We start from the raw sequence: 21122 nt of genomic DNA on the forward strand, positions 1-21122 counted from the left end.
AAAGCGAGATTATACGTTACTAACGCAGTCAAGTATCTGCAAAAAGTAACGGTAACGCTAGAAAACAAATGCCGAGGAAACTTACGGCAAATGTTCAACAGCAGCTCTCAGTTAGGTCATAGTGCTCACAGAAACTCAGCCATAACAATCGGCAAACATTCAATCGCACCAACGCGCTGATAGTCTTTAGTGTAAATCAGCAGCTCGCGCGCAATACGCGAAGAAAACTTGCGCGAGAAAACATCAAGCGAAGCATGAGTTTTATATCCAGAACTTTTCACTTCAATCGGCACAATTTTATTATTTTCCGCAATCAAAAAATCAATTTCATAATTGCTCCTACCACGCTTTTCTGCACTAATCGCAGCACCACTACTTGTGCCATCACTACTTGCACCATCACTACTTGCGCAATCGCCACTTACACCATCGCCTTCGTCAATCAGATCCTCCGCAAAAGTGTGATAATACAACCCGTGCCCATGCGCACTCAACATTTGTGCAACCATATTCTCATAAACGTACCCAAGATTCGCTTGCAACTTACCGCTCAGTAATCGCGCGTAAATATCATTGCTCGTAAACGACTTATCCTTAAAAGAAAGCGTAACAAACAACCCAGTATCCGCAAGCAAAAGCTTAAATTTAGTCAAATCCTTATACTGAGCCATTCCTGCAGAAGGGTCAGAAGTGTGATTCACAATGAGAACGGTTCCGGAATCCTTTAGCTGTGCGAGCTGCTCAAGAATATCATCCGCACCTTTCCCAGCAAGAACACTAGAAACGTGGTATCGCGACGTGTTAGACATAAGTTGCGCAGGAATAGCGTCGAAAATTGCGGAAATTTTACCAGTCGCGTCAATCTTCCTAAAATCATCCTCATACAGTGAAAGAATGTCGCGTTTCACTTGATCCACAGCACTAAAATCGTTAGTTTCAATATAACTTTCTACAGCTTGCGGCATCCCACCGACCAGCATATAAAGACGAAAATCTCTAAGAATCTTCCTGTATGCAGCCTGACCGATTGGCTTTTTAGAATCATATAGTTTACGCAGAAGCGGAATAGTAACTTCATCACCAAGCGCTCGAGTAAACTCCTCATAATCCATCGGATACATTTTCAACTTATGTTCTTCGCTAGGAATAAGAATATCCTTAACATTTTTGTGAATCGAAATTAGCGAACCGGTTTCTATATAGTCATATCTTCCGTCACTTACTAAAGCTTTTATGGCTTGACGCGCTTTAGGGCAAAGCTGTACTTCGTCGAAGACAATGCAAGATTTGCGCTCTTTTAAGCTTGTTTTGTACGCTAGCTGCAGCTGCAAGAAAATATAGTTTATGTCCGAAAGGTCATCAAACAGCTCCTTTACTTCTTTCGATGCGGTATAAAAATCGACAAGAATGTAGCTCTCGTACTCATTTTGGACGAATTCTTTTACGATTGTCGATTTACCTACGCGACGCGGACCTTCGATAAGCAACGCTGTTTTGCCTTTGGACTCGCGCTTCCAGGCTAGCATTTCGGAATAGATTTTGCGCGGGAACTTGAGGGTTGATTTATCACCTTCGTAAACCATTGTAATTCCACCTTTCTTCCCAAAATCGACAATTTTATTTTAGCGTATTACCCCAAAATCGACAATTTTATTTCGCAAATTTACCCCAAAATCAGCATTTTTACTACTCTAATATGAAATAAGCGCAGGTGCATATACGCTGTACCTTCAAACGTTACTAACGCAGCGCGACGACATGCCTGAGCGCTGCTATTTAGCGCGCGAAGGCAACTCGGAGCGCCGAGCTTGCTCAAGGTTGAAAGCACGGGTGTGCTTTCAACGCAAGCGAGGTCTGTCTTCGTCAGAAAAGACGAAGACAGGGCAGATTCGCGCGGTTGCTCATTGGGAATCTGGTTGTGTTTTGTGTGCGCTGACGACCTGCCTGAGCGCTGCGATTTAGCGCGCGAAGGCAACTCGGAGCGGAAACTCGCTTAAGTTGGAAGTCCAGTGGACTTCCAACGCGAGTTTCGTAAGCGAGCGCGTAATCCGCGCGAGCGCCAACTGCACCAGTAACAAAAAAACACGTCTATCCGTTACTAATGCAGCGCACCAACTGCGTCAGTAACGAAAAAGCGAGATTATACGTTACTAACGCAGTCAAGTATCTGCAAAAGTAACGGTAATCACCCAAACACCGTTACTAACGCAGTCAGCCAACTGAGAAAATAACAGTAATTACTTGCCAGAAAGAGTTTGCCAGCGAGATTTGGTTAAAACATTACGATGGCGCACGCGAGTTTCATGCATAAGCGGCACATCAACGGAAGAATCCACGCAATATGCTTCAAAACCACACTTTTCCTGAACGCGCTTCGACTTATTGTTGCCATCGTAATATCCGCACCAAATAGTCGTCATGTTAAGCTCGTCAAAACCGTACTGAATCAAAGCTTTCGCAGCCTCTGGAATATAACCCTTGCCCCAAAAAGGCTTACCAACCCAATAACCCAACTCGCACTCATCATCCCTAGAAGTCATATCCGTATGACCGTTAAGCTTTAGCTCAATACATCCAATCGCTTTGTTACTTGACTTTAAGCACACAGCGTAACATTCTTTTGCGTTAAGAAAAACATTCTTAATAGTAGATTTGCTATCCTCAATACTTTTATGAACAGGCCATCCTGCAATAGGCCCAACATCTGGATCTGCAGCATACTTAAATAAATCTTCAGCGTCATCTTGAGTCCAGGCGCGCAAAATTAATCTTTCTGTTTCGATCATCTGTTTACTCATTTTTTATTCACAATCTACTAAAATATTTTGATGATACATTGTAAAACTGTTTGTATACAAAATTTAGAATAAGTAGATTATTTTCCACACATGTGCGGTTTTGTTTACCTAGTGGTTAAAAATATAAGTAGTAGCTCGGCCCTTTCCACAAACTGAAATATCTCCCCTACTAACTAGATTAGACAACAATTGCTTAGCCTTGGTACTACCCACGTTAAGAATATTTTGCACTTGCTCACGTTTTATTGTTCCATGATTATGCAATGCTTCAATAATCTTTTTATAGCAATCGTCAACACTCATACGTTTATTTGATTTATTAGAATCTTGCAAAAGTGTATTTGCAGTAAGTTCTGAATTATAAGTACTATTCACTAAATTTGACGAATCACCATTAAGCTTAGTTTTGTTTTTTGCAGAACTAGATACAAAGTTATTATTATCGCTTACAAAAAATTCAAGAGTAGTACGGTCTGGATTAAATGACTCACTTAACTTTGGATGGCTTATTCCAGCCCAATCACAACCAGCTCTCATGGCATCAAATCCACTTCCTGCACGTTCAACAACAGAAATCAGTGCAAACATTTTAAGAAGTGCGGGATTCCGAGAATCCGAAAAACCTCCAGCTAAAGCCACTTCTATAGGCATACGTAGACACCCAGGGTTTGCAAAAGAAAGCTTAAAACCAGTATTCACACTATTGGGTTCTATAGAAGACTGTGAAAAACTATCAATCTCATTGTTCACAGCATCATTATATGTAATAACAGTGTTACCCCTCATATAATAATCAGCATGAATCAACGTGTTTGCAAGGGCTTCTCTAACTGCCATATGCAAAGGAGTATCGTCAACTCTTAATGATTGCGAATTAAGCAGAAATGGTACATCAATTTTACGAGAAAGACGTTGCCATACAGTATTCCAAAAATCATAAAGATTCCCACTCCACGAACCATCCGAGCTGGTAATTCTATGACTCCACCTACTGTTAGCATTTGTAACTTCTCTATAGTCGAGAAAATAGTACGGAAATTCCGTAAGAATGCACCACTCATGACCAAACATTAAAAGACCTGCTCGAGTGGGATGTAACTTATTCGACTCGTCCTTTGCTAATGCTCCGATTCTCATAAGAAATTCATCTGTATCAAGCGTAAGCCAAGGATGTTGAGGACGCACTGCACTTAGCATATTGCGATAGGATTGTACAGTATCCATATCAAAATCGTCAACACTACGCTGCAGCAGTGGAGATTGATCCATAGAATTTACACTCGAACCATTATCTCGAACCATAGCTTGATATTCTTCTTGCGAACATTTGTAGTCGCCTTCAAAATTGCGACGATACGTACCACCTATAGGATTTCCATTAATATAAATCGGCTTATCAGAACGATTTGCTCTTGGAACAGTTATGCGAATAATAGATTTATTATCATCCGTTTGTTCAATAGAAATATTTTCTTCAATAAGAATATTCGAACTAATTTTATTCTTATTATTTAGCGTATCCCAAATATCTTTTACCATTTGTTCAGGATTATTTACGCCAACAAGTTGTAAATTATGCTGTGCGTCTTCACTTACACCCAACAAGATAGTTCCACCATTCGTGTTAGCAAAAGCACAATACGTTTCCCACATACTTCTCGGCGTACCATTTGAAGCCACTTTTGCTTCTAATTGATTACTCTCTCTTAGTGAAGATAGTGAATTTATATTGAGCATTGTGGTCTCGCTTTGTAAGTTAGGTTTGTTGCAATGTCGTTTTTTTAATTAAGTTTGTATTTATATCCGTGCATAAAATCGGACGTTTTAAGATGCAAATATATTTTCCGTCCGATTTTATATTCTTTATGACTGATTTTAGTAGTTTTGCGTCCAAAAAACAAGAAAACGTCCGTATTTTACAAGATGCGTCCGATTTATAGCTATTTTGCGTCCGATTTGTATTAGATTTTGCGTCCGATTATGATGATTACAATAAATCACTAGAGCAATTCGTTTTAAGCCAGGTAGCAACGCCATCGTCGTTGTTGGAAGCGCAAACCTCGTCCGCAATCGCAAGCAAACGCTGATTACTATTCGCAACCGCAACACCGTATCCTCCGGCGCGAAACATATCTATATCAATAATATCGTCGCCAAAAACAACAGTACGGCTAGGCTTCACGCCCAAACGATCGCAAATAACGTTCAGCGCATGCCCTTTGTTTGCAAGAGGATTTGTAAGCATCCACAGTACGTCTTCGCTAATATGCAAGGAAAAATCATCCGGAATAATACGCTGAAGATCATTCTTCTCGCTATCTTGCGGCACAATAATAATTTTGTCTGCAATGCCGTGCGGAACGTCAGAAAAGTCAGTAATAACAAAATCTTGCTCATTCCAAAGCATACGCACGTCAAAATTCGTGTAACGAACGTCGTTCATAACAATACCAAGACGGAGCGTAGGAATTTTATCAAGCAATCGCAAGCAAACATCACTCGCATGCTGAGAGTCAAAACCAAAACGAGTAAGAGTATCAATGTTTCGTTGTGAAGTAAGCTCACTAACAGTACTATGCGCGCAATCAAAATCAATAAGCGCTCCATTAAGATACGCGCAAACTTGAGCTTTTAAATCGTGAACAAAATCGAAAGCACTGCCAACAGGACGAGCCGTAATAATTGCAAGCGGAATCCCAGATTCGCGCAATCGCTCAGCTGCCTGCACAGTTTCGCTGCTTAAATAGCGGCCTTCAAAAGTATCGGCATCGTGAAGCATAGTGCCGTCAAGATCAGCAATTACTAAAGAAGGAGAAAAACGCAGCATTGTAAGAACCTAAATAAATGAACCTAAATAAACAAACCTAAATAAACAAAAAGAGCACAATCTACTGACCATGCTCTTTCCAAAAAAGAATACTTAAATTAGAGAGAACTTAGTCATTAAGTTCAAAATAACAATTACCGCAACCCAAATCAGTGCAATAATCACTGTCCAACGGTTCAAATTCTTTTCTGCAACACCAGAACTACCGGCGTTCTTCGTTAAACCGCCGCCGAACATGTCGGAAAGGCCGCCGCCCTTGCCCTTGTGCATCAAAATTAACAGTGTGAGCAAAATGCTAGTAAGCACAAGCACTACCTGCAAAACGATTTTCAGAGCGGACACAAGTAACCTCCTGTCTTAGAGTACTCGACTAATTTTAATAAGAACCGTTGACCTATAGACGCGATTGTGCTGCGGTGAGTCGCACAATATTCGACAACTCCTCTGCATCCAAAGAAGCTCCACCAACCAAAAATCCGTCAACATCAGGCTCAGCAATAAGACTTGCAGCGTTGGAAGAAGTCACAGATCCGCCGTAAAGAATACGAACAGTATCCGCAACGTCACTTCCGAAAGTTGCGAGCAAATCTTCGCGAATAGCAGAAGCCGCTTCCTGCGCCGACTGAGCAGTAGCAACCATGCCCGTGCCGATTGCCCACACAGGTTCATAAGCAATAATCAAGCGCTTAGCTTGTTTTGTGTCCAAATCGCGCGTTACGTCATGAACCTGACCAACAGCAAAATCAAGCTCAATACCCTGCTTGCGTTCCTCAAAACTTTCACCTACGCACAAAATTGGAGTCATTCCAGCCGCAAGAACCGCACGCACCTGGTCTACAATATTCGCATCGTCTTCCGGATGATACTTTCGGCGCTCAGAATGCCCAACAATAACCATTGAGCATCCAAGACTAGCAAGCATATCTGCAGAAACATCGCCTGTAAAAGCACCTTGAGCAGTAACGGAAACTGCTTGCGCTCCGTACAATATTGGCAGACTATCAGACTCAACAAGAACCTGAACGCTTCGTATAGAAGTAAAAGAAGGCATAAGAGCCACTTCGCAATCGCGGTAGTCGTAATGCCAGTCACGCAAAAGCCACGCAAATTTTTGTATAAAATGCGTTGCTTCGCGGTGATTGAAATTCATTTTCCAATTACCTGCGACTAGCGGCTTTCTTTTAACAACCATAATCACCCTTAAAAGTTGAGGATTGAAGATTAATAGTATTACGCAAGATTTTATACAAAATTTTATACAAGATTTTACGCGAATTAGTATTATGCCGACTCCGATTTACAAAAGATTCATAAAATCGAAAGCCGGCATAATTGAAAACATTTAGTTTACTTACGACTTGCGTAAAATTTATTTACGACTTGCGTAAAGCTTATTTACTCAAGCACGCTCAATCCTGGAAGAGTCTTGCCTTCCAAGAACTCGAGGGAAGCGCCACCGCCAGTAGAGATGTGCGAGAAGCCATCTTCCGCAAAGCCAAGATTACGAACTGCGGAAGCAGAATCACCACCGCCAACAATGGTGAAAGTACCGTTCTTAGTTGCGTCAACCAAGCCCTGAGCCACAGCGCGAGTGCCAGCAGCAAACTCTGGAACTTCAAACACACCCATAGGACCGTTCCACACAACAGTCTTGGAGTCAACAATCTTGTCGTGGAAAAGCTTCTGAGAATCAGGGCCAATATCCAAGCCCATCTTGTCTGCTGGAATAGCGTCAGCTGGAACAACTTCTGGAGCAACAGGGGTATCACCTGCTGGGAAGCCAGCGTTCACAACAATATCGGTTGGAAGCACAAGCTCAACGCCGTTCTTCTTGGCGGTTTCAATGTAGCCCTTAACTTTTTCGAGCTGATCCTCCTCAAGCAAGGAAGTACCAACCTCGTGACCCAAAGCTTTGAGGAAGGTGAAGACCATGCCGCCACCAATAACAAGACGATCAGCCTTAGAAAGCAAGTTTTCAATAACGCCAAGCTTGTCGGAAACCTTGGAGCCGCCGAGAACAACAGTCAAAGGACGCTCTGGATTTTCTGTTGCGCGAGAAAGTGCCTTAACTTCCTTTTCAACAAGCAAGCCGGCAGCTGCTGGAAGGTCTGCAGCAACATCGTAGTTAGAGCCCTGAGCACGGTGAACAACACCGAAGCCGTCGGAAACAAAAACCTCTCCAAGAGCAGCAATCTTCTTAGCATAAGCTGCACGCTCGGAAGCATCCTTGCTGGTCTCTTCAGCGTTGAAGCGCACGTTTTCAAGCAAAACAACGTCACCGTTGTTCATGGCAGCAACCTTAGCTTGAGCATCCTCGCCGTAGGTGTCTGCAGCCAAAGCAACTTTCACGCCGAGAAGCTCGCCTAAACGAGCTGCAACTGGAGCCAAAGAAAGCTCTGGAACAACCTGGCCCTTTGGACGACCAAGGTGAGCCATCAAAATCACCTTAGCACCCTGCTCACGCAAAGCCTTAATTGTTGGCAAAGCAGCACGAATACGACCATCATCGGTAATCGTAGTACCCTTGAGAGGAACGTTAAAATCTGCGCGAACCAAAACTCGCTTGCCGCTCAAATCTCCCAAATCTTTCAGTGTCTTCATTGGTATCCTTTCCAAATCTATTGGCTTACCATACTGGCTTAATGCGTTCAAAAAGACGTAAAATCAGCCTAAACATTAACTCAATGCCGTGTGCAATTATACCGCAAGTCTTCAACAATCCATATCACACAGCCACTCCAAAAACCCACCAGCCGAAACCCGAGAATACCGCAAACAAAAAGCGCGAGAAGCGAAAACCGCAAACTCGCGCAATTAAAAATTAACTCTACAATAAACAAGCAGTAAAACAGCACTAAAGCTGCTGCATACGCGACTTCTCAACCTTCGCCGAAAGCTGCAAAAGTCTACGAATTCGTCCTGCAATAGCATCCTTCGTAATTGGAGGATCAGCCAAATGACCAAGCTCTTCCAAGCTTGCATCGCTGTGCTCCAAGCGAAGCTTTCCAGCCATCAACAGATTATCTGGAATATCGTCACCCAAAATATCGAAGGCGTGACGAACTTTTTCGCAAGCTTCGGCAGCGGCTTTCGCACTACGACGCATATTCGCATCATCAAAGTTTGCAAGACGATTAGCTTTTCCTCGGGCTTCACCATCTGAGCGCTTTCCTGTCCATTCGCGAGCAGAACGAGGAGCACCAATCAGATTCAGCATGCGTTCGATTGCGTCGGAATCGCGCAAAGTTACGCGCTCAGAGCTGCGCACTTGGCGAGCTTTAGCTGTAATACCTAAACGAGCTGCCATAGTTTGCAAAGCGTTTGCAGCTTCGTGAGTTGGACACACTACTTCCAAGTAGCTTGCTTTGCCAGGATCGGAAATTGCGCCGTGAGCTAGGAAGGCACCACGCCACGCTGCCTTAATTTGGGCGATACTTCCGCCGATAATTTCTGGGGCTAGTCCTGCAACAATGCGCATGCGGCGGTCAAGTAAACCAGATTGTAATGCTAATGCTGCAGCACCATGATCAACAACTACGTCGTAACGAAGAACAGTACCTGCTGGAGTTTGACGCGAAACCTGCGAGATGGTCGCCTCGCGCTGGAAGTGCGTCTTTAAGACCTCTACAAGCCACTGTGCGGAACGCTGAGAGTCAAACTGAGCGCGAATCACAGCTTGGTTATTTACTGGCCTTAAACCGCCAGCAAAGCGCATCATAGCTGCCGCTTGAGCCATAATGACCGTCGGGAGCTCATTGTTGTTGGAAACGAGTTCATTTTTGACGTCGTCAAGAAGAGCCAAGGGACAACCTCCTACTTTTGTTCTTCTTAAAATATGCGTGCTGTTGGATACTCGCATGATGCGTTTGAAAACGACATGCCCGGCTTTCTGTGATACAGAATACGTTGGACATTTTAGCGTTATTTGCACACGTTTGCATATACTTTTAGCACAAAATTTTTGCGTTTGTTTTATTACTTACTAAATTACTTGCTTTATTACTTGCTACCTGCGCTGCAATTCGCGTGCAGATACAGTAACCTGCAAACCGTACAATCGCAAGCGTTTTGCAAGCTCAATACTTGTAGCAACTGAGCGATGCTGACCACCTGTGCAGCCTACTGCAATCGTAACGTAATGCTTATCTTCTTTAGCAAAACCGTCAATAGCAGTGAGCAGCGCCTTTTCGTAAGAGTCCAAAAAAGCGACCGCTGCAGGATTAGAAAGCACGTAATCACTTACAGCCTTGTCTTTTCCGGTTAAATCGCGAAGAGCCGGAACCCAGAATGGGTTAGGCAAAAAGCGCATATCAACCACAAAATCAGCATCCATTGGCATACCGTACTTAAAGCCAAAGCTGAAAATGTGCACGGCTACGGTGGAAGATCCTTTGCCAAGTAATCCTTCGTAAAGTTTGGTTGAAAGTTGATGAATACTAAGACTTGAAGTATCGATAATAATATCCGCGCAATCTTTCAAATGACCGAGTAGCTCTCGCTCTTCTAAAATGCCGTCAATAAGCCTGCCGCCGCGTTGCAAAGGATGGGGCCTTCTAACGGACTCGTAGCGTTTAATAAGCACGGAGTCGGAAGCGTCTAAGAACAAGATTCGCGTTTTTACTCCAAGCTCGTCAATATGCGCAAGAACCGCAAACAGATCGTCGAAGTATCCGCGCGAACGCACGTCAATAACAGCAGCAAGCTTATGCACTTTTGAGCCGGATGACGTCATCATATCTACCAGCGGTATGAGCAGTTTTGGAGGAAGATTATCAATAACGTACCACCCCATGTCTTCCAACGCGTTAGCCGCGTGCGAGCGCCCAGCTCCGCTCATGCCTGTGATTAGCATAACTTCAAAACCGTCTGCTAATTGCATATTGATTGCACCGTGAGTATTTGAGTCTAATTCTTGATGAGTGCTATTTTGCAGGCTGCTTTGCAGATTGCTTTGCTCACTATTTTGCTCACTATTTTGCTCACTATTTTGCATATCACTTTTCGCATCAGCTTGATCTTCGGCGCTCATAATGCCTCCTGTAATGCTTTTCGCATGCAATTAGTTAAATATTCACAATCTTTAGAATTATCGTAATCTGCGGTCTTGTCAGAAGCATTCTCGAAACTATTTTCCGACTTTTCTTCCGATTTTTCTTCCGAACTTGCTTCCGAACTTACTTCCGATTTTACTTTAGAATTTCTGTACTCAAACGTCATAAGCTTTACTTGCTCTAAAGCTTGGTACAAAAGCATTTCTTCGCCGCCAATTCCTAATCCGTATTGTCTAAAAGCGCTAAGCAGCATGCTTGGTCGAGGATCGTACACAACATCAAGAAGTGTTCCAAGGCTTTTTACGCACCTATTTTGACAGTATGCTTTTAACGCTATTGCCAGGCCGTCTGCAACGTGCGCTGGAACGGTGCTTATTACAATATCTGCTTCTGCGATTGCACGAATTGCGTCTAATGAACTTAAAGATTGCAAAATGAGAGATTCGTCACATTCGAATACTTCTTCGCTAAGTGTTGGAAATTCAATACCTTGCACTGATTCGTATTTTGCATCAGTTTCGCTACTTTCAGTTACACTACTTTCAGTTTCGCTACTTTCAGTCACGCTACTTTCAGTCACGCTACTTTCAGTTACGCTACTTTCTAAGCACGGCTCTATGCTTCTGCTATTTGGAAAATCAGTACAGTACTTTTGCAGAAGATTATTAAAACGTTCAACTCCTTTTACGCTACCGTTATCTTCGGTTCTAGCAATAACTTTAACCTGTTCAAGTTTTGAGGCTTGTGCGATTTCTATAAGTGCTGCCATTGCCGAAGATGCCGTGTTGCCGCTGCCAATAATAACAGCTTTTTTTACTTGGCTTATGCGCTCGTGCAAAGCTACAACAAAAGCTCTGATTATGCCACTTACGTCTGTGTTGCACAGTTCAATTTGCGAAGGCGAAGCTGTTGCAGGATTGCTGGTAAAAATCGCTGTGTTTGCGACTTTAAGCGTTTGAGACCAGTAGTCGCAAGGAGTACCAAGTTTCATTACGGTTTTTTTAAGCGGCATTGTAAGGCTTAAGCCTTTCCAAGAATCGTCAAGATGCGCAATAAAATCAGCTAGCTCAGCTTCGCTTACCTTTTCTTTGCTATATTGCCAATTTGTAAGCCCTAAAGCTTTATAAGCCGCGTTGTGCAATACGGGAGATAGCGAGTGCGAAATAGGATCTCCTAAAACTGCGCAATGATATATTTTTGGCATAATCACTCCTCAGTACGCTAATAAATCTTTTGGATCGACACAAAAACGCAACTCTCCTGCGGCACGCTTTGCCACATGATGCGCTACTTCCTTGTGCAATCGGCTCACTAATTCTTGTCTTAAATAAAGCGGAACTCTTACTACAGCTTTTACACGGTCGTCAAAATCGTCAAAATGCTGGTATTTGTCTGTAACAGGCGGGTGCATTGGAACAACGCCTAACAATGGAGGAATTGTTGAAAAATCAGCATTTTGATCAGAAATATTAGCTTTAGCACTTTGATTATTTTGACTAATTTCGCACCCAAGATTTTCCTGCATTGCCCCAATATTTTCAAGCGCACGCATAACCGCATCGCGCTCTCCCCACACACATGCTGCAGTCACAAATGGCGGCAAAACAGCCTGCTTACGCTCCGAAAGCTCGTTTAGCGAAAGTTGCGTTGTGTCCCACAAAGTAAGCGCTCTAGCCAAAATTGGGTACGTTTCGCCAATCAAAAGAACACTTCCGCCGCTAATTCTAGGAGCGCACAAGCTTGCAGCTTTCATCCAAGCGGTAAGTGTGTCAATTCTGGAATCAAGCCCCGAAGCATACAAGCTCACCCAAGTGTCGAGTATTGCCACAACGCCATACGAGCCGCTTTGCGCACCATTTTGAGATTGAACGCGCGGCTCTGCACCGGAGGTTGCCACAACAATTACAGGCTTTTTATCTATGAACTGAATAATTCCGTTCGGCTGATGCGGCGAAGAAAGCAAAATAGGCACGTTTCTAAACAGTTTTGACACTTCTTGCGCAATACCTGCAGCACCGACGCGTATTGCACGAAGGTTAGTGCTTCCGCAATTAGCACAGGACCAATTGATTGCGCTTGCACCACACCATAAGCATCGAAGGGATTTAATCCCCGAACTAATATCCAAAGGTCCAGTGCAACGCCTGCAACGAGCCTGGTGAAGGCAAGAAGAGCACATTGCAGACTGAGTAACGCCATCTTGAGCAATAGAAAGCAGCACAGGATTTCCGTCTGCAAGAGCCTCGTTTATTGCTCTTACAGCGGTATGCGGTATTCTAGCTCCAATGCTTGGGTCAGCAAGTTTTGACAAAGTTTCTCGATTAAGCCAGCGAACCCACGGAACTATTTTTTCACGCAATTCTTTGCGAACTGTTACAGGAACGCTACTTCCACTTACATCTTTTGCAACTTGCGTATTGGAAGAATACGAATCTACTTCGCTTTGACTTAACGCGCTTCTAGAATACGACATTGCTACAAAAACGCCACCATGCTTTTTTGCGCGAAGTCTCATAACGCCACGAGCTTGAGCGTAAGGCATCATTCCGTCTGCATACTGGTATGCGGTATCTTCAACAATAGCGAATAAAGCATCCCCCTCAACCGGAGCATACATTGCAGCGCGCGTTCCAAGCACGCAAGGAACTATTCCGGAAGCTACTGCACGCCAAGCTCTATAACGGTCAGCCGGAGCATCCGCCGCACAAAGACGCGCAACATCTCCATCAAAACCGCCTGCAGAAAAACCACGGTGATTTTCACTAACGCGCTTATACGGTTTTAATCCGTAAGCCATAAGCGCACGCATAACGTCATTTACTTCCCTAAGCGTTGGCAAAACAGCAACAGCCTGCTTCCCTTGACTTACAGCCGTTACAATCATCCAAGCTAAATCTTGAGCCATTCTTAAAGAGCCGGCAGGTGCATCAACTACAAAAGATTTAACATCAGATTTAGTGGTAGATTTAGAATTATTATTTTCGATTTTTTCGCCGTCAAAATCCGCGTTACTAGCTTTTTTAACTAAAGCGTCATGCAAAATATCCGCATTTTCGTAAGATTCAATCATTCTAGCGAAAGTAGCGATAGAAGAATCAGCTTCATTAGCTTCATTAGCTTCATTAGACTTATAAGCTTTATTACTGCTTTCCAAAAGCTTTTTAAGATTTATGCACCAATCTTTTCTACGATGCAAGCGTATGCTATCAAAAACTTCCTCATGCTCAACTCTGGCAACTCGCTGAGGCACAGCAAGACGAAGAATATTCGCGCTAGTTCCACCATAAGCTTTTGCAATAGCGTCAATATCTTCGCGCAAAGACTTAGAAATCAGCACATCCGATGGAAGCACACGCTCTAAAAATCGCAAAGCAGAAGAAGGAGTATCACTATTAGAAGAACGAGACCAAATAACACCTGTAAGCCTTTGCGCACCAAAACGTACGCGCACGAAAGCTCCCGACTGAGCAGCATCATCTTGATCCTTGGACACTAAATAGTCAAAAGTACGACCTAAATGTGAAGCCTGAACATCTAGCATTACGTGAGCAATAGCACAATCGTCTGCAGGAACGCGCGAAACAGCATTACGCTTGCGTTTAGTTTTACGCGCGAATCCGTCTAACGAAGGTTGCTCTGCCATTTTAGCTTCTACTTTTAGCTCGTACTTTTAGCTTTTTAGATTCTAAATTAGATTCTACTTAAGATTCTACTTAAGATTTAATGCGGCTAGAAGCTGATCAGTTCTATTCGTTTCTTCCCAAGGGAATTTAACATCCGTGCGACCAAAATGGCCGTAAGCCGCGGTTTTAGCGTAAATCGGGCGCAACAAATTAAGCTCGTCAATAATTGCAGCCGGACGCAAATCGAATACTTCACGCACAGCACGAGCAATATCAGCACGCGTAATACCGTCAGCTTCAGTACCAAAAGTCTCAACGTTTACGCTTACAGGATCCGCAATACCAATAGCATAAGCAACCTGCACTTCTGCCCTATGAGCAAGACCTGCTGCAACAATATTCTTAGCAACCCATCGAGCTGCATAAGCCGCAGAACGATCAACTTTACTTGGATCTTTTCCAGAAAAAGCTCCGCCGCCATGATGCGCCGCACCACCGTAAGTGTCAACAATAATTTTTCGACCAGTCAAACCAGAATCTGCAGCAGGGCCGCCCAAAACAAAAGAGCCAGTAGGGTTCACAAGCATACGGTATGAATCGTGCGCAACTTTTTGAGCAAGAACTTCGTCCAACACAGGCTTAACAACATGCTCAACAAGCTGAGACTGAAGCCAATCGCTGGAAACTTCAGGATCATGCTGCGTGGAAATTAAAACAGTATCCAAGCGCTTAGGCGCGCCTTTGGAATCGTACTCAATAGTAACCTGAGTTTTCCCATCCGGACGCAAATGCGCAACGATACCATCTTTTCGAACTTTAGAAAGCCTTTGCGCTAAACGGTGAGCAAGATAAATTGGAAGCGGCATTAAAGTGTCAGTTTCGTCACTTGCGTAGCCAAACATAACACCTTGATCTCCAGCACCTTGAGCAGCATAACGTTCCTCGCGAGAAGCAGCACTTTCGCTATTTGCATCTAAACGAGTAACACCTTGATTAATTTCATCACTCTGCTCAGTTAAAGAAACCATGACTCCGCAAGAATCAGCGTCAAGACCAATAGTGGAACTCGTATACCCAACATTACGAACCACAGAGCGCAAAATTCCTGGAATATCGCTATAAACTTCGCCTCTAACTTCACCAAACACCACAAATTGGCCTACAGAAGCGCAAACTTCTACAGCAACGTGAGCGTGAGCGTCTTGACGGAGCATATCGTCCAAAATAGCGTCGGCAATCTGATCGCACAACTTATCCGGATGACCTTCAGTAACAGATTCTGCAGAAATTAACTTAAGTTCTTCCACAATCCCCTCCAATACAAATACTCGTAAAGTGAAAAACGCAGCCGCACATCCGAGTTTCAAGCACAGATGATACGACTGCGATTATGCGCATAAAAAGACGCTAAAGCAATAAGTATAAGCTTTATTAATCAATCACTTAACTAATTAATAAATAAATTAATTGCCTTCGCTTAAATCGTCTTCACCAAGCGTCTCTTCAAGCAAGCCTCTATTAATCTCACGGAAAGCAATAGACAAAGGTTTTTCTTGATTTTGATACTCAACTAATGGACCAACATTTTGAAGCAAACCTTCGTTAAGCTGCGTGAAATAAGAATTAATTTGACGTGCTCGTTTTGCAGCAAATAAGGCAAGCGCATACTTGGAATCCGCATGTTGCATAAGATCATCAATTGGTGGATTCGCAAGACCCGTAGGTGTTGGCTGAGTGCCTAATGCCATGATATTCTCCAAATTCTATGGTGCCACAATAGTTCCAAAACGCCTATTATAGGCTATAGATTGGATATTGCGGTAAGTTCTATTTATAACTTCTTTATAAACTATTTATAAGTTATTTACAGATCGTATTCACGAGCAATAACGTTCCAAAGTTCGTCCGCCGCTCGCTCAGCATTGTCGTTTACAATAACAACATCAAACTCGCTGGCTGCAGCAATCTCAACCTTTGCTGTTTCCAAACGTTTTGCCTGCTGCTCAGGTGTTTCAGTGCCTCTGCCAATAAGACGACGCTTAAGCTCTTCAAAACTTGGAGGCGCAATAAACACATATACAACTTCCAGACCGAGCCGCGAAGCCTCTTGCTTTACTCGCCTAGCGCCTTGCAAATCAATTTCCAGCAAAGTTGGAATATCCTGCTCAAGATGTTCCAAAACAGGCTGCAGCAAAGTGCCATAGTGTGCCATGCCGTGAACAAGAGCAGTTTCTAAAAATTCTCCATTGCGTTTACGCCGCTCAAACTCTTCCTCATCTAAAAACCAGTATTGAATCCCATTAAACTCACCAGGTCTAGGCGCGCGCGTAGTTGCAGAAACAGACAACCAAATATGAGGATGTTTCTCGCGAAGTATGCCTTCTACCGTACCTTTACCGGCTGCAGTAGGACCAGTTAATACGATTAGGCGACGCTTAGTCTTCGAAGACTCAGAAGCAGCCGCATCATCTTTGGTAGACATTTACCTCACCTCTCAATTACGCATGTTCGCCTGAATCAATAAGAGCCTGACGAATATCCCACGCTATTCGCTCTGTTGCGGCAGAAAGTTCGCCAATACTTGGCCCATGAGACGCAATAGAGCGAGAAACAGTTACCAACACATTACCATGCGTACCGGCAAAAACACGCTTTAAGTCGTTAGCTTCAGCACCCTGCCAGCCATAACCTGGGGAAAGAATTGGGCCGGTAAAGCTTGCTACGTCAATTCCGCCGCCGTTCATCCAATCTCCAATAGTAGCGCCAACAATTAAGCCGACTGAACCCAAGCCCTTAGTTTTATTGTTAAAACTTTGAGCTGTTTGAGCAATTCCGTGAGCTACTGTAGTTCCGCGGTAAGTTCCACTTTGGCGAATTGCAGTTTGCAAGCTTGCGCCTTCGCGGTTAGAAGTTAGCGACGCAATAAAAACGCCGCGACCGTTATTAAGCGCTTCGTTAATTAAGCCGCCCATTGAGCTAGCGCCGTAATACGGAAGAAGAGTAATAGCGTCGGCAAGAAGAGGAGCGCCCGGCTTAAAATATGCGTCCGCAAGCGCAGAAATCGTAGTAGACAATCCACCATGGCCGCTGTCAACAATCGTAATAACGTCCATTTGACGAGCCGCGTAAAGCACACGTTCAAGCGCTGCGAAACCCTTAGAACCGTAGCGCTCAAACATGCTGGACTGGAATTTTACTGCCGCTGCCCTGCCGTTCATAGCCTGAAGCATGCGCATTGAAAACAGTTCAGCGCCGAGAGCATCCATGTTGTATCCCCAATTAAGCAACATTTTGCGATGAGGATCAATACCAACACATAGCGGACCATACTTGGCCATAGCGTTCTTCAAGCGCAAGCCAAAATCGGATCGCTGCGCTTGTAATTCTTGATCACGAATGCTCTCGGTCATGTATTAAGCCCGACTTTCTTAACTTTCTGCCTGTTCAATTGCAAACAGTTGTTGAGCATGCTCTTGAATGCTCATCACCTGATAATCGTTGTTCTTAACAGCCTCAATAGCCATTAATACTGGCGCAAATTCGGTAATAGTTGTGAATTGCGGAAGATCTGCCGCAACAGCTGCTGCGCGAATAGCGTAGCCGTCCGTGCGAGACCCTCTTGAATTCGGCGTATTGAGTACCATGTCAATCTTACCATTCTCAATAAGCTCCACAACATTTTTGCCGATTCTTTCGTGAGCATTCCTGCCATTTGACACATCTTTCGCCGTGTCGCCTTGACTAGAAAGCTTGTCTACGATTACAGAATCAATGCCGTAGCGTCGAAGCACAGAAGCAGTACCTTCAGTAGCCCAAATAGTAAAACCAAGTTCTACTAAGCGCACTGCAAGAAGCGGAAGCTGACGCTTATCCGCATCGCTTACAGACACAAACACGTTGCCACTGGTTGGCAAACCGCCCTTGTATGCTGCAAGCTGACTCTTAGCAAAAGCGTGAGGGAAGTCACGGTCGAAGCCCATAACTTCGCCGGTTGAACGCATCTCTGGGCCGAGCAAAATATCAACCGTGCGTCCAACAGGAGTGCGGAAACGCTTGAAAGGAAGCACAGAAGCTTTAATAGCAACCTGCTGACCTGGGTGAATATCACCACCGTCTCCCTTTGGAAGAAGAAGTCCGCGCTTACGCTGCTGAGCAATGGTTTCGCCAGCCATAATTCTTGCAGCAGCTTTAGCAAGAGCAACGCCCGTTGCTTTAGAAGCAAACGGAACCGTGCGAGAAGCGCGAGGATTTGCTTCGATTACGTACAAAGTATTTGCCATAAAAGCATACTGCACGTTAATAAGACCACGAACAGAGCATCCGCGAGCAATCGAAAGCGTACCTTCGCGAAGGCGACGAATCTGATCGTCCGAAAGAGTGCTTGGAGGAAGAGTGCAAGCTGCGTCACCAGAGTGCACGCCAGCCTCCTCAACATGCTCCATAATGCCACCAATATAAAGCTCGTTGCCGTCGTAAAGTGCGTCAACGTCGATTTCAATAGCGTCTTGCAGGAACTTGTCAATCAAAAGCGGCGAAGGCAAACGGCCAGAAACAACCGTGTCTGCACGAGCCTCATCCAAAGCGCGATCAACATACTTTGCAAGCTGAGCATCATCGTACACGATTTCCATGCCACGACCGCCAAGCACGTAGCTTGGGCGCACAAGAACCGGGTAGCCGATTGCGTGAGCCGCATCTTTTGCTTCCTCAAGACTTAAAGCTGTGCCGTAGCGAGGAGCATTCATGCCTTCTTGGCGAAGAACCTCACCAAAAAGCTCACGGTTTTCCGCCAAATCAATAGCCTCAGGAGTTGTTCCCAAAATTGGAACTCCTGCAGCTTTAAGACGAGCAGCAAGCGAAAGCGGCGTTTGACCACCAAGCTGCACAATCACGCCCTTAACAGGACCAAGCTTCTTTTCTGCTTCGTAAATTTCAAGCACATCTTCGAAAGTAAGCGGCTCAAAGTAAAGGCGGTCAGACATATCGTAATCTGTAGAAACTGTTTCAGGATTGCAATTAACCATAATGGTGTCGTAATCCTTGCCCAATTCCTGAACAGCGTGAACGCAAGTGTAATCAAACTCAATACCCTGACCAATTCGGTTCGGGCCAGAGCCAAGGATAATAACAGCTTCGCGATCGCGCTTCTTCAACTCGCTTTCGTCAGCGTAGCAAGAATAGTAGTACGGAGTTGCCGCGTCGAACTCGGCTGCGCAAGTATCAACCGTCTTGTAAACAGGGCGCAAACCGTAAGCCCAACGAAGCTCACGAACCATGTTTTCACCTTCGTCACCAAGATTACGCAAATGCGCAATTTGAACGTCCGAAAGACCAGCAAGCTTAGCGCGCTTCAAAACTTTAGGAGTTAAAGTTTCAGCTTCACGAACTGCGAGCGCAGTCTCGTTAATTTGAGCCAGCTGCTCAACAAACCAAGGGTCGATTTTTGTTGCGGCAAAAATCTGATCCGGCGTTGCCCCGCCCCAAAGCGCGCGCTGAATTTGCAAGTAACGATGCTCTGTTGGAGTATGCATTTCTTCAAGAAGCTTGATCACTTCTTCCTTGCTTGGGCGCTCTCCGTCCCAGCTAAAGCATGCGTGACGCTTGTCGATTGAGCGCATTGCTTTTCCAAGGGACTCCTGGAAGTTTCCAGCCAAAGCCATTGCTTCGCCAACTGACTTCATGGAAGTTGTAAGCGTGGTGTCTGCTCCTGGGAACTTTTCGAAAGCAAAACGCGGAATCTTCGTTACAACATAGTCGATTGTTGGCTCGAAGCTTGCAGGAGTTGAACGCGTAATATCGTTTTGAATTTCGTCCAAAGTGTAGCCGAGAGCAAGTTTCGTTGCGATTTTTGCGATTGGGAAGCCGGTTGCTTTAGATGCGAGCGCGGAAGAGCGAGATACGCGCGGGTTCATTTCTATTACGATAATGCGACCGGTTTGAGGGTTGATTGCGAACTGAATATTGCAGCCGCCTGTGTCAACGCCTACGCCTCGAATAATAGCGATACCAATATCGCGCATCTTCTGATATTCGCGGTCTGTAAGAGTAAAGCATGGAGCTACGGTAATTGAGTCGCCGGTGTGAACACCTACAGGATCTACGTTTTCGATTGGGCAAACAACTACGACGTTATCTTTTGCGTCGCGCATAAGCTCAAGCTCAAATTCCTTCCAGCCTTCAATGCCTTCTTCAATAAGCACTTCGTCTGTTGGAGAATAGTGAATGCCGGCTCCTGCAATTCGGTGAAGCTCTTCTTCGTTATGAGCAATACCAGAGCCGAGTCCGCCCATTGTAAAGCTTGGGCGTACTACTACCGGATATCCTAAAGTTTCAACAATTTTGTCTACTTCTTCGATTGAGTGAGCAATAAAGGATTTTGCGCTTTCCGCTCCAGCTTTTTCAACTACTTTTTTGAAAAGCTCACGGTCTTCGCCGCGGTCGATTGCTTCCAAAGAAGCACCAATAAGCTCAACGTTATATTTTTCGAGGATTCCTGCACGACCCAAATCCATTGCAGCGTTAAGCGCAGTTTGACCACCAAGCGTTGGGAGAAGCGCATCCGGACGCTCCTTCGCAATAATTCGCTCCAAAATCGAAGTGTCAATTGGCTCAATATACGTTGCGTCCGCAAGCTCCGGATCGGTCATAATCGTAGCCGGGTTGGAATTAACCAAAATTACGCGAATGCCTTCTTCGCGAAGAACTCGGCAAGCTTGCGTTCCAGAATAATCAAATTCTGCAGCCTGACCAATAACAATCGGGCCTGAACCAATTACCATAACCGACTTAATATCAGTACGTTTTGGCATAGTAAATTTCTCTT

General features: G+C 44.5%; 16 protein-coding genes. All 16 read right to left on the reverse strand.

Going from position 1 to position 21122, the window contains the following annotated elements; translation table 11 throughout:
- Window positions 1-125: 125 nt before the first annotated feature.
- Entirely contained in the window at window positions 126-1583 is a 1458-nt protein-coding gene (locus HXT35_RS01310) for an ATP-binding protein (protein ID WP_421788200.1), read from the reverse strand.
- Between the two features lie 654 nt (window positions 1584-2237).
- Entirely contained in the window at window positions 2238-2786 is a 549-nt protein-coding gene (locus HXT35_RS01315) for a GNAT family N-acetyltransferase (RefSeq protein WP_004127215.1), read from the reverse strand.
- A 120-nt stretch (window positions 2787-2906) separates the two neighbouring features.
- On the reverse strand, window positions 2907-4535 hold the full coding sequence (locus HXT35_RS01320; RefSeq protein ID WP_080572221.1) for an RNA-binding domain-containing protein: 1629 nt from the start codon (window positions 4533-4535) through the stop codon (window positions 2907-2909).
- 250 nt (window positions 4536-4785) lie between these two features.
- Window positions 4786-5625 carry an HAD hydrolase family protein gene (locus tag HXT35_RS01325; protein WP_421777428.1) on the reverse strand — a complete coding sequence of 280 codons (840 nt, stop codon included), beginning with the start codon at window positions 5623-5625 and terminating at the stop codon, window positions 4786-4788.
- 93 nt (window positions 5626-5718) lie between these two features.
- The gene (gene secG, locus HXT35_RS01330; RefSeq protein WP_019261082.1) at window positions 5719-5967 is read right to left on the reverse strand and encodes a preprotein translocase subunit SecG; all 249 of its coding nucleotides are present in this window, start codon (window positions 5965-5967) and stop codon (window positions 5719-5721) included.
- A gap of 52 nt (window positions 5968-6019) precedes the next feature.
- Window positions 6020-6817, reverse strand: a complete 798-nt coding sequence (gene tpiA, locus HXT35_RS01335; protein ID WP_421788202.1) for a triose-phosphate isomerase — start codon at window positions 6815-6817, stop codon at window positions 6020-6022.
- A gap of 203 nt (window positions 6818-7020) precedes the next feature.
- Window positions 7021-8226 (reverse strand): phosphoglycerate kinase, encoded by a 1206-nt coding sequence (locus HXT35_RS01340; protein ID WP_102694678.1) that lies wholly within the window; start codon window positions 8224-8226, stop codon window positions 7021-7023.
- A 253-nt stretch (window positions 8227-8479) separates the two neighbouring features.
- Window positions 8480-9427, reverse strand: a complete 948-nt coding sequence (whiA, locus tag HXT35_RS01345; protein WP_032843402.1) for a DNA-binding protein WhiA — start codon at window positions 9425-9427, stop codon at window positions 8480-8482.
- Window positions 9428-9631: 204 nt separating this feature from the next.
- A complete protein-coding gene (gene rapZ / locus HXT35_RS01350) occupies window positions 9632-10504 on the reverse strand; it encodes an RNase adapter RapZ (protein WP_421788365.1) in 873 nt (290 codons plus the stop codon).
- 146 nt (window positions 10505-10650) lie between these two features.
- Window positions 10651-11880 (reverse strand): shikimate dehydrogenase family protein, encoded by a 1230-nt coding sequence (locus tag HXT35_RS01355; RefSeq protein ID WP_421788204.1) that lies wholly within the window; start codon window positions 11878-11880, stop codon window positions 10651-10653.
- 9 nt (window positions 11881-11889) lie between these two features.
- Window positions 11890-14319: a primosomal protein N' gene (locus tag HXT35_RS01360; protein ID WP_004127194.1), complete on the reverse strand. Its 2430-nt coding sequence runs from the start codon at window positions 14317-14319 to the stop codon at window positions 11890-11892.
- A gap of 66 nt (window positions 14320-14385) precedes the next feature.
- Entirely contained in the window at window positions 14386-15606 is a 1221-nt protein-coding gene (metK, locus tag HXT35_RS01365) for a methionine adenosyltransferase (protein WP_004127191.1), read from the reverse strand.
- A 156-nt stretch (window positions 15607-15762) separates the two neighbouring features.
- Entirely contained in the window at window positions 15763-16047 is a 285-nt protein-coding gene (gene rpoZ, locus HXT35_RS01370; protein WP_004127189.1) for a DNA-directed RNA polymerase subunit omega, read from the reverse strand.
- A gap of 116 nt (window positions 16048-16163) precedes the next feature.
- Window positions 16164-16781: a guanylate kinase gene (gene gmk / locus HXT35_RS01375; protein ID WP_421788207.1), complete on the reverse strand. Its 618-nt coding sequence runs from the start codon at window positions 16779-16781 to the stop codon at window positions 16164-16166.
- 16 nt (window positions 16782-16797) lie between these two features.
- The gene (pyrF, locus tag HXT35_RS01380) at window positions 16798-17709 is read right to left on the reverse strand and encodes an orotidine-5'-phosphate decarboxylase (protein ID WP_004127176.1); all 912 of its coding nucleotides are present in this window, start codon (window positions 17707-17709) and stop codon (window positions 16798-16800) included.
- Window positions 17710-17727: 18 nt separating this feature from the next.
- The gene (carB, locus tag HXT35_RS01385; RefSeq protein WP_004127173.1) at window positions 17728-21108 is read right to left on the reverse strand and encodes a carbamoyl-phosphate synthase large subunit; all 3381 of its coding nucleotides are present in this window, start codon (window positions 21106-21108) and stop codon (window positions 17728-17730) included.
- Window positions 21109-21122: the final 14 nt, after the last annotated feature.

Source organism: Gardnerella sp. DNF01141, assembly GCF_049244255.1.
Lineage (GTDB): Bacteria > Actinomycetota > Actinomycetes > Actinomycetales > Bifidobacteriaceae > Bifidobacterium > Bifidobacterium vaginale_E.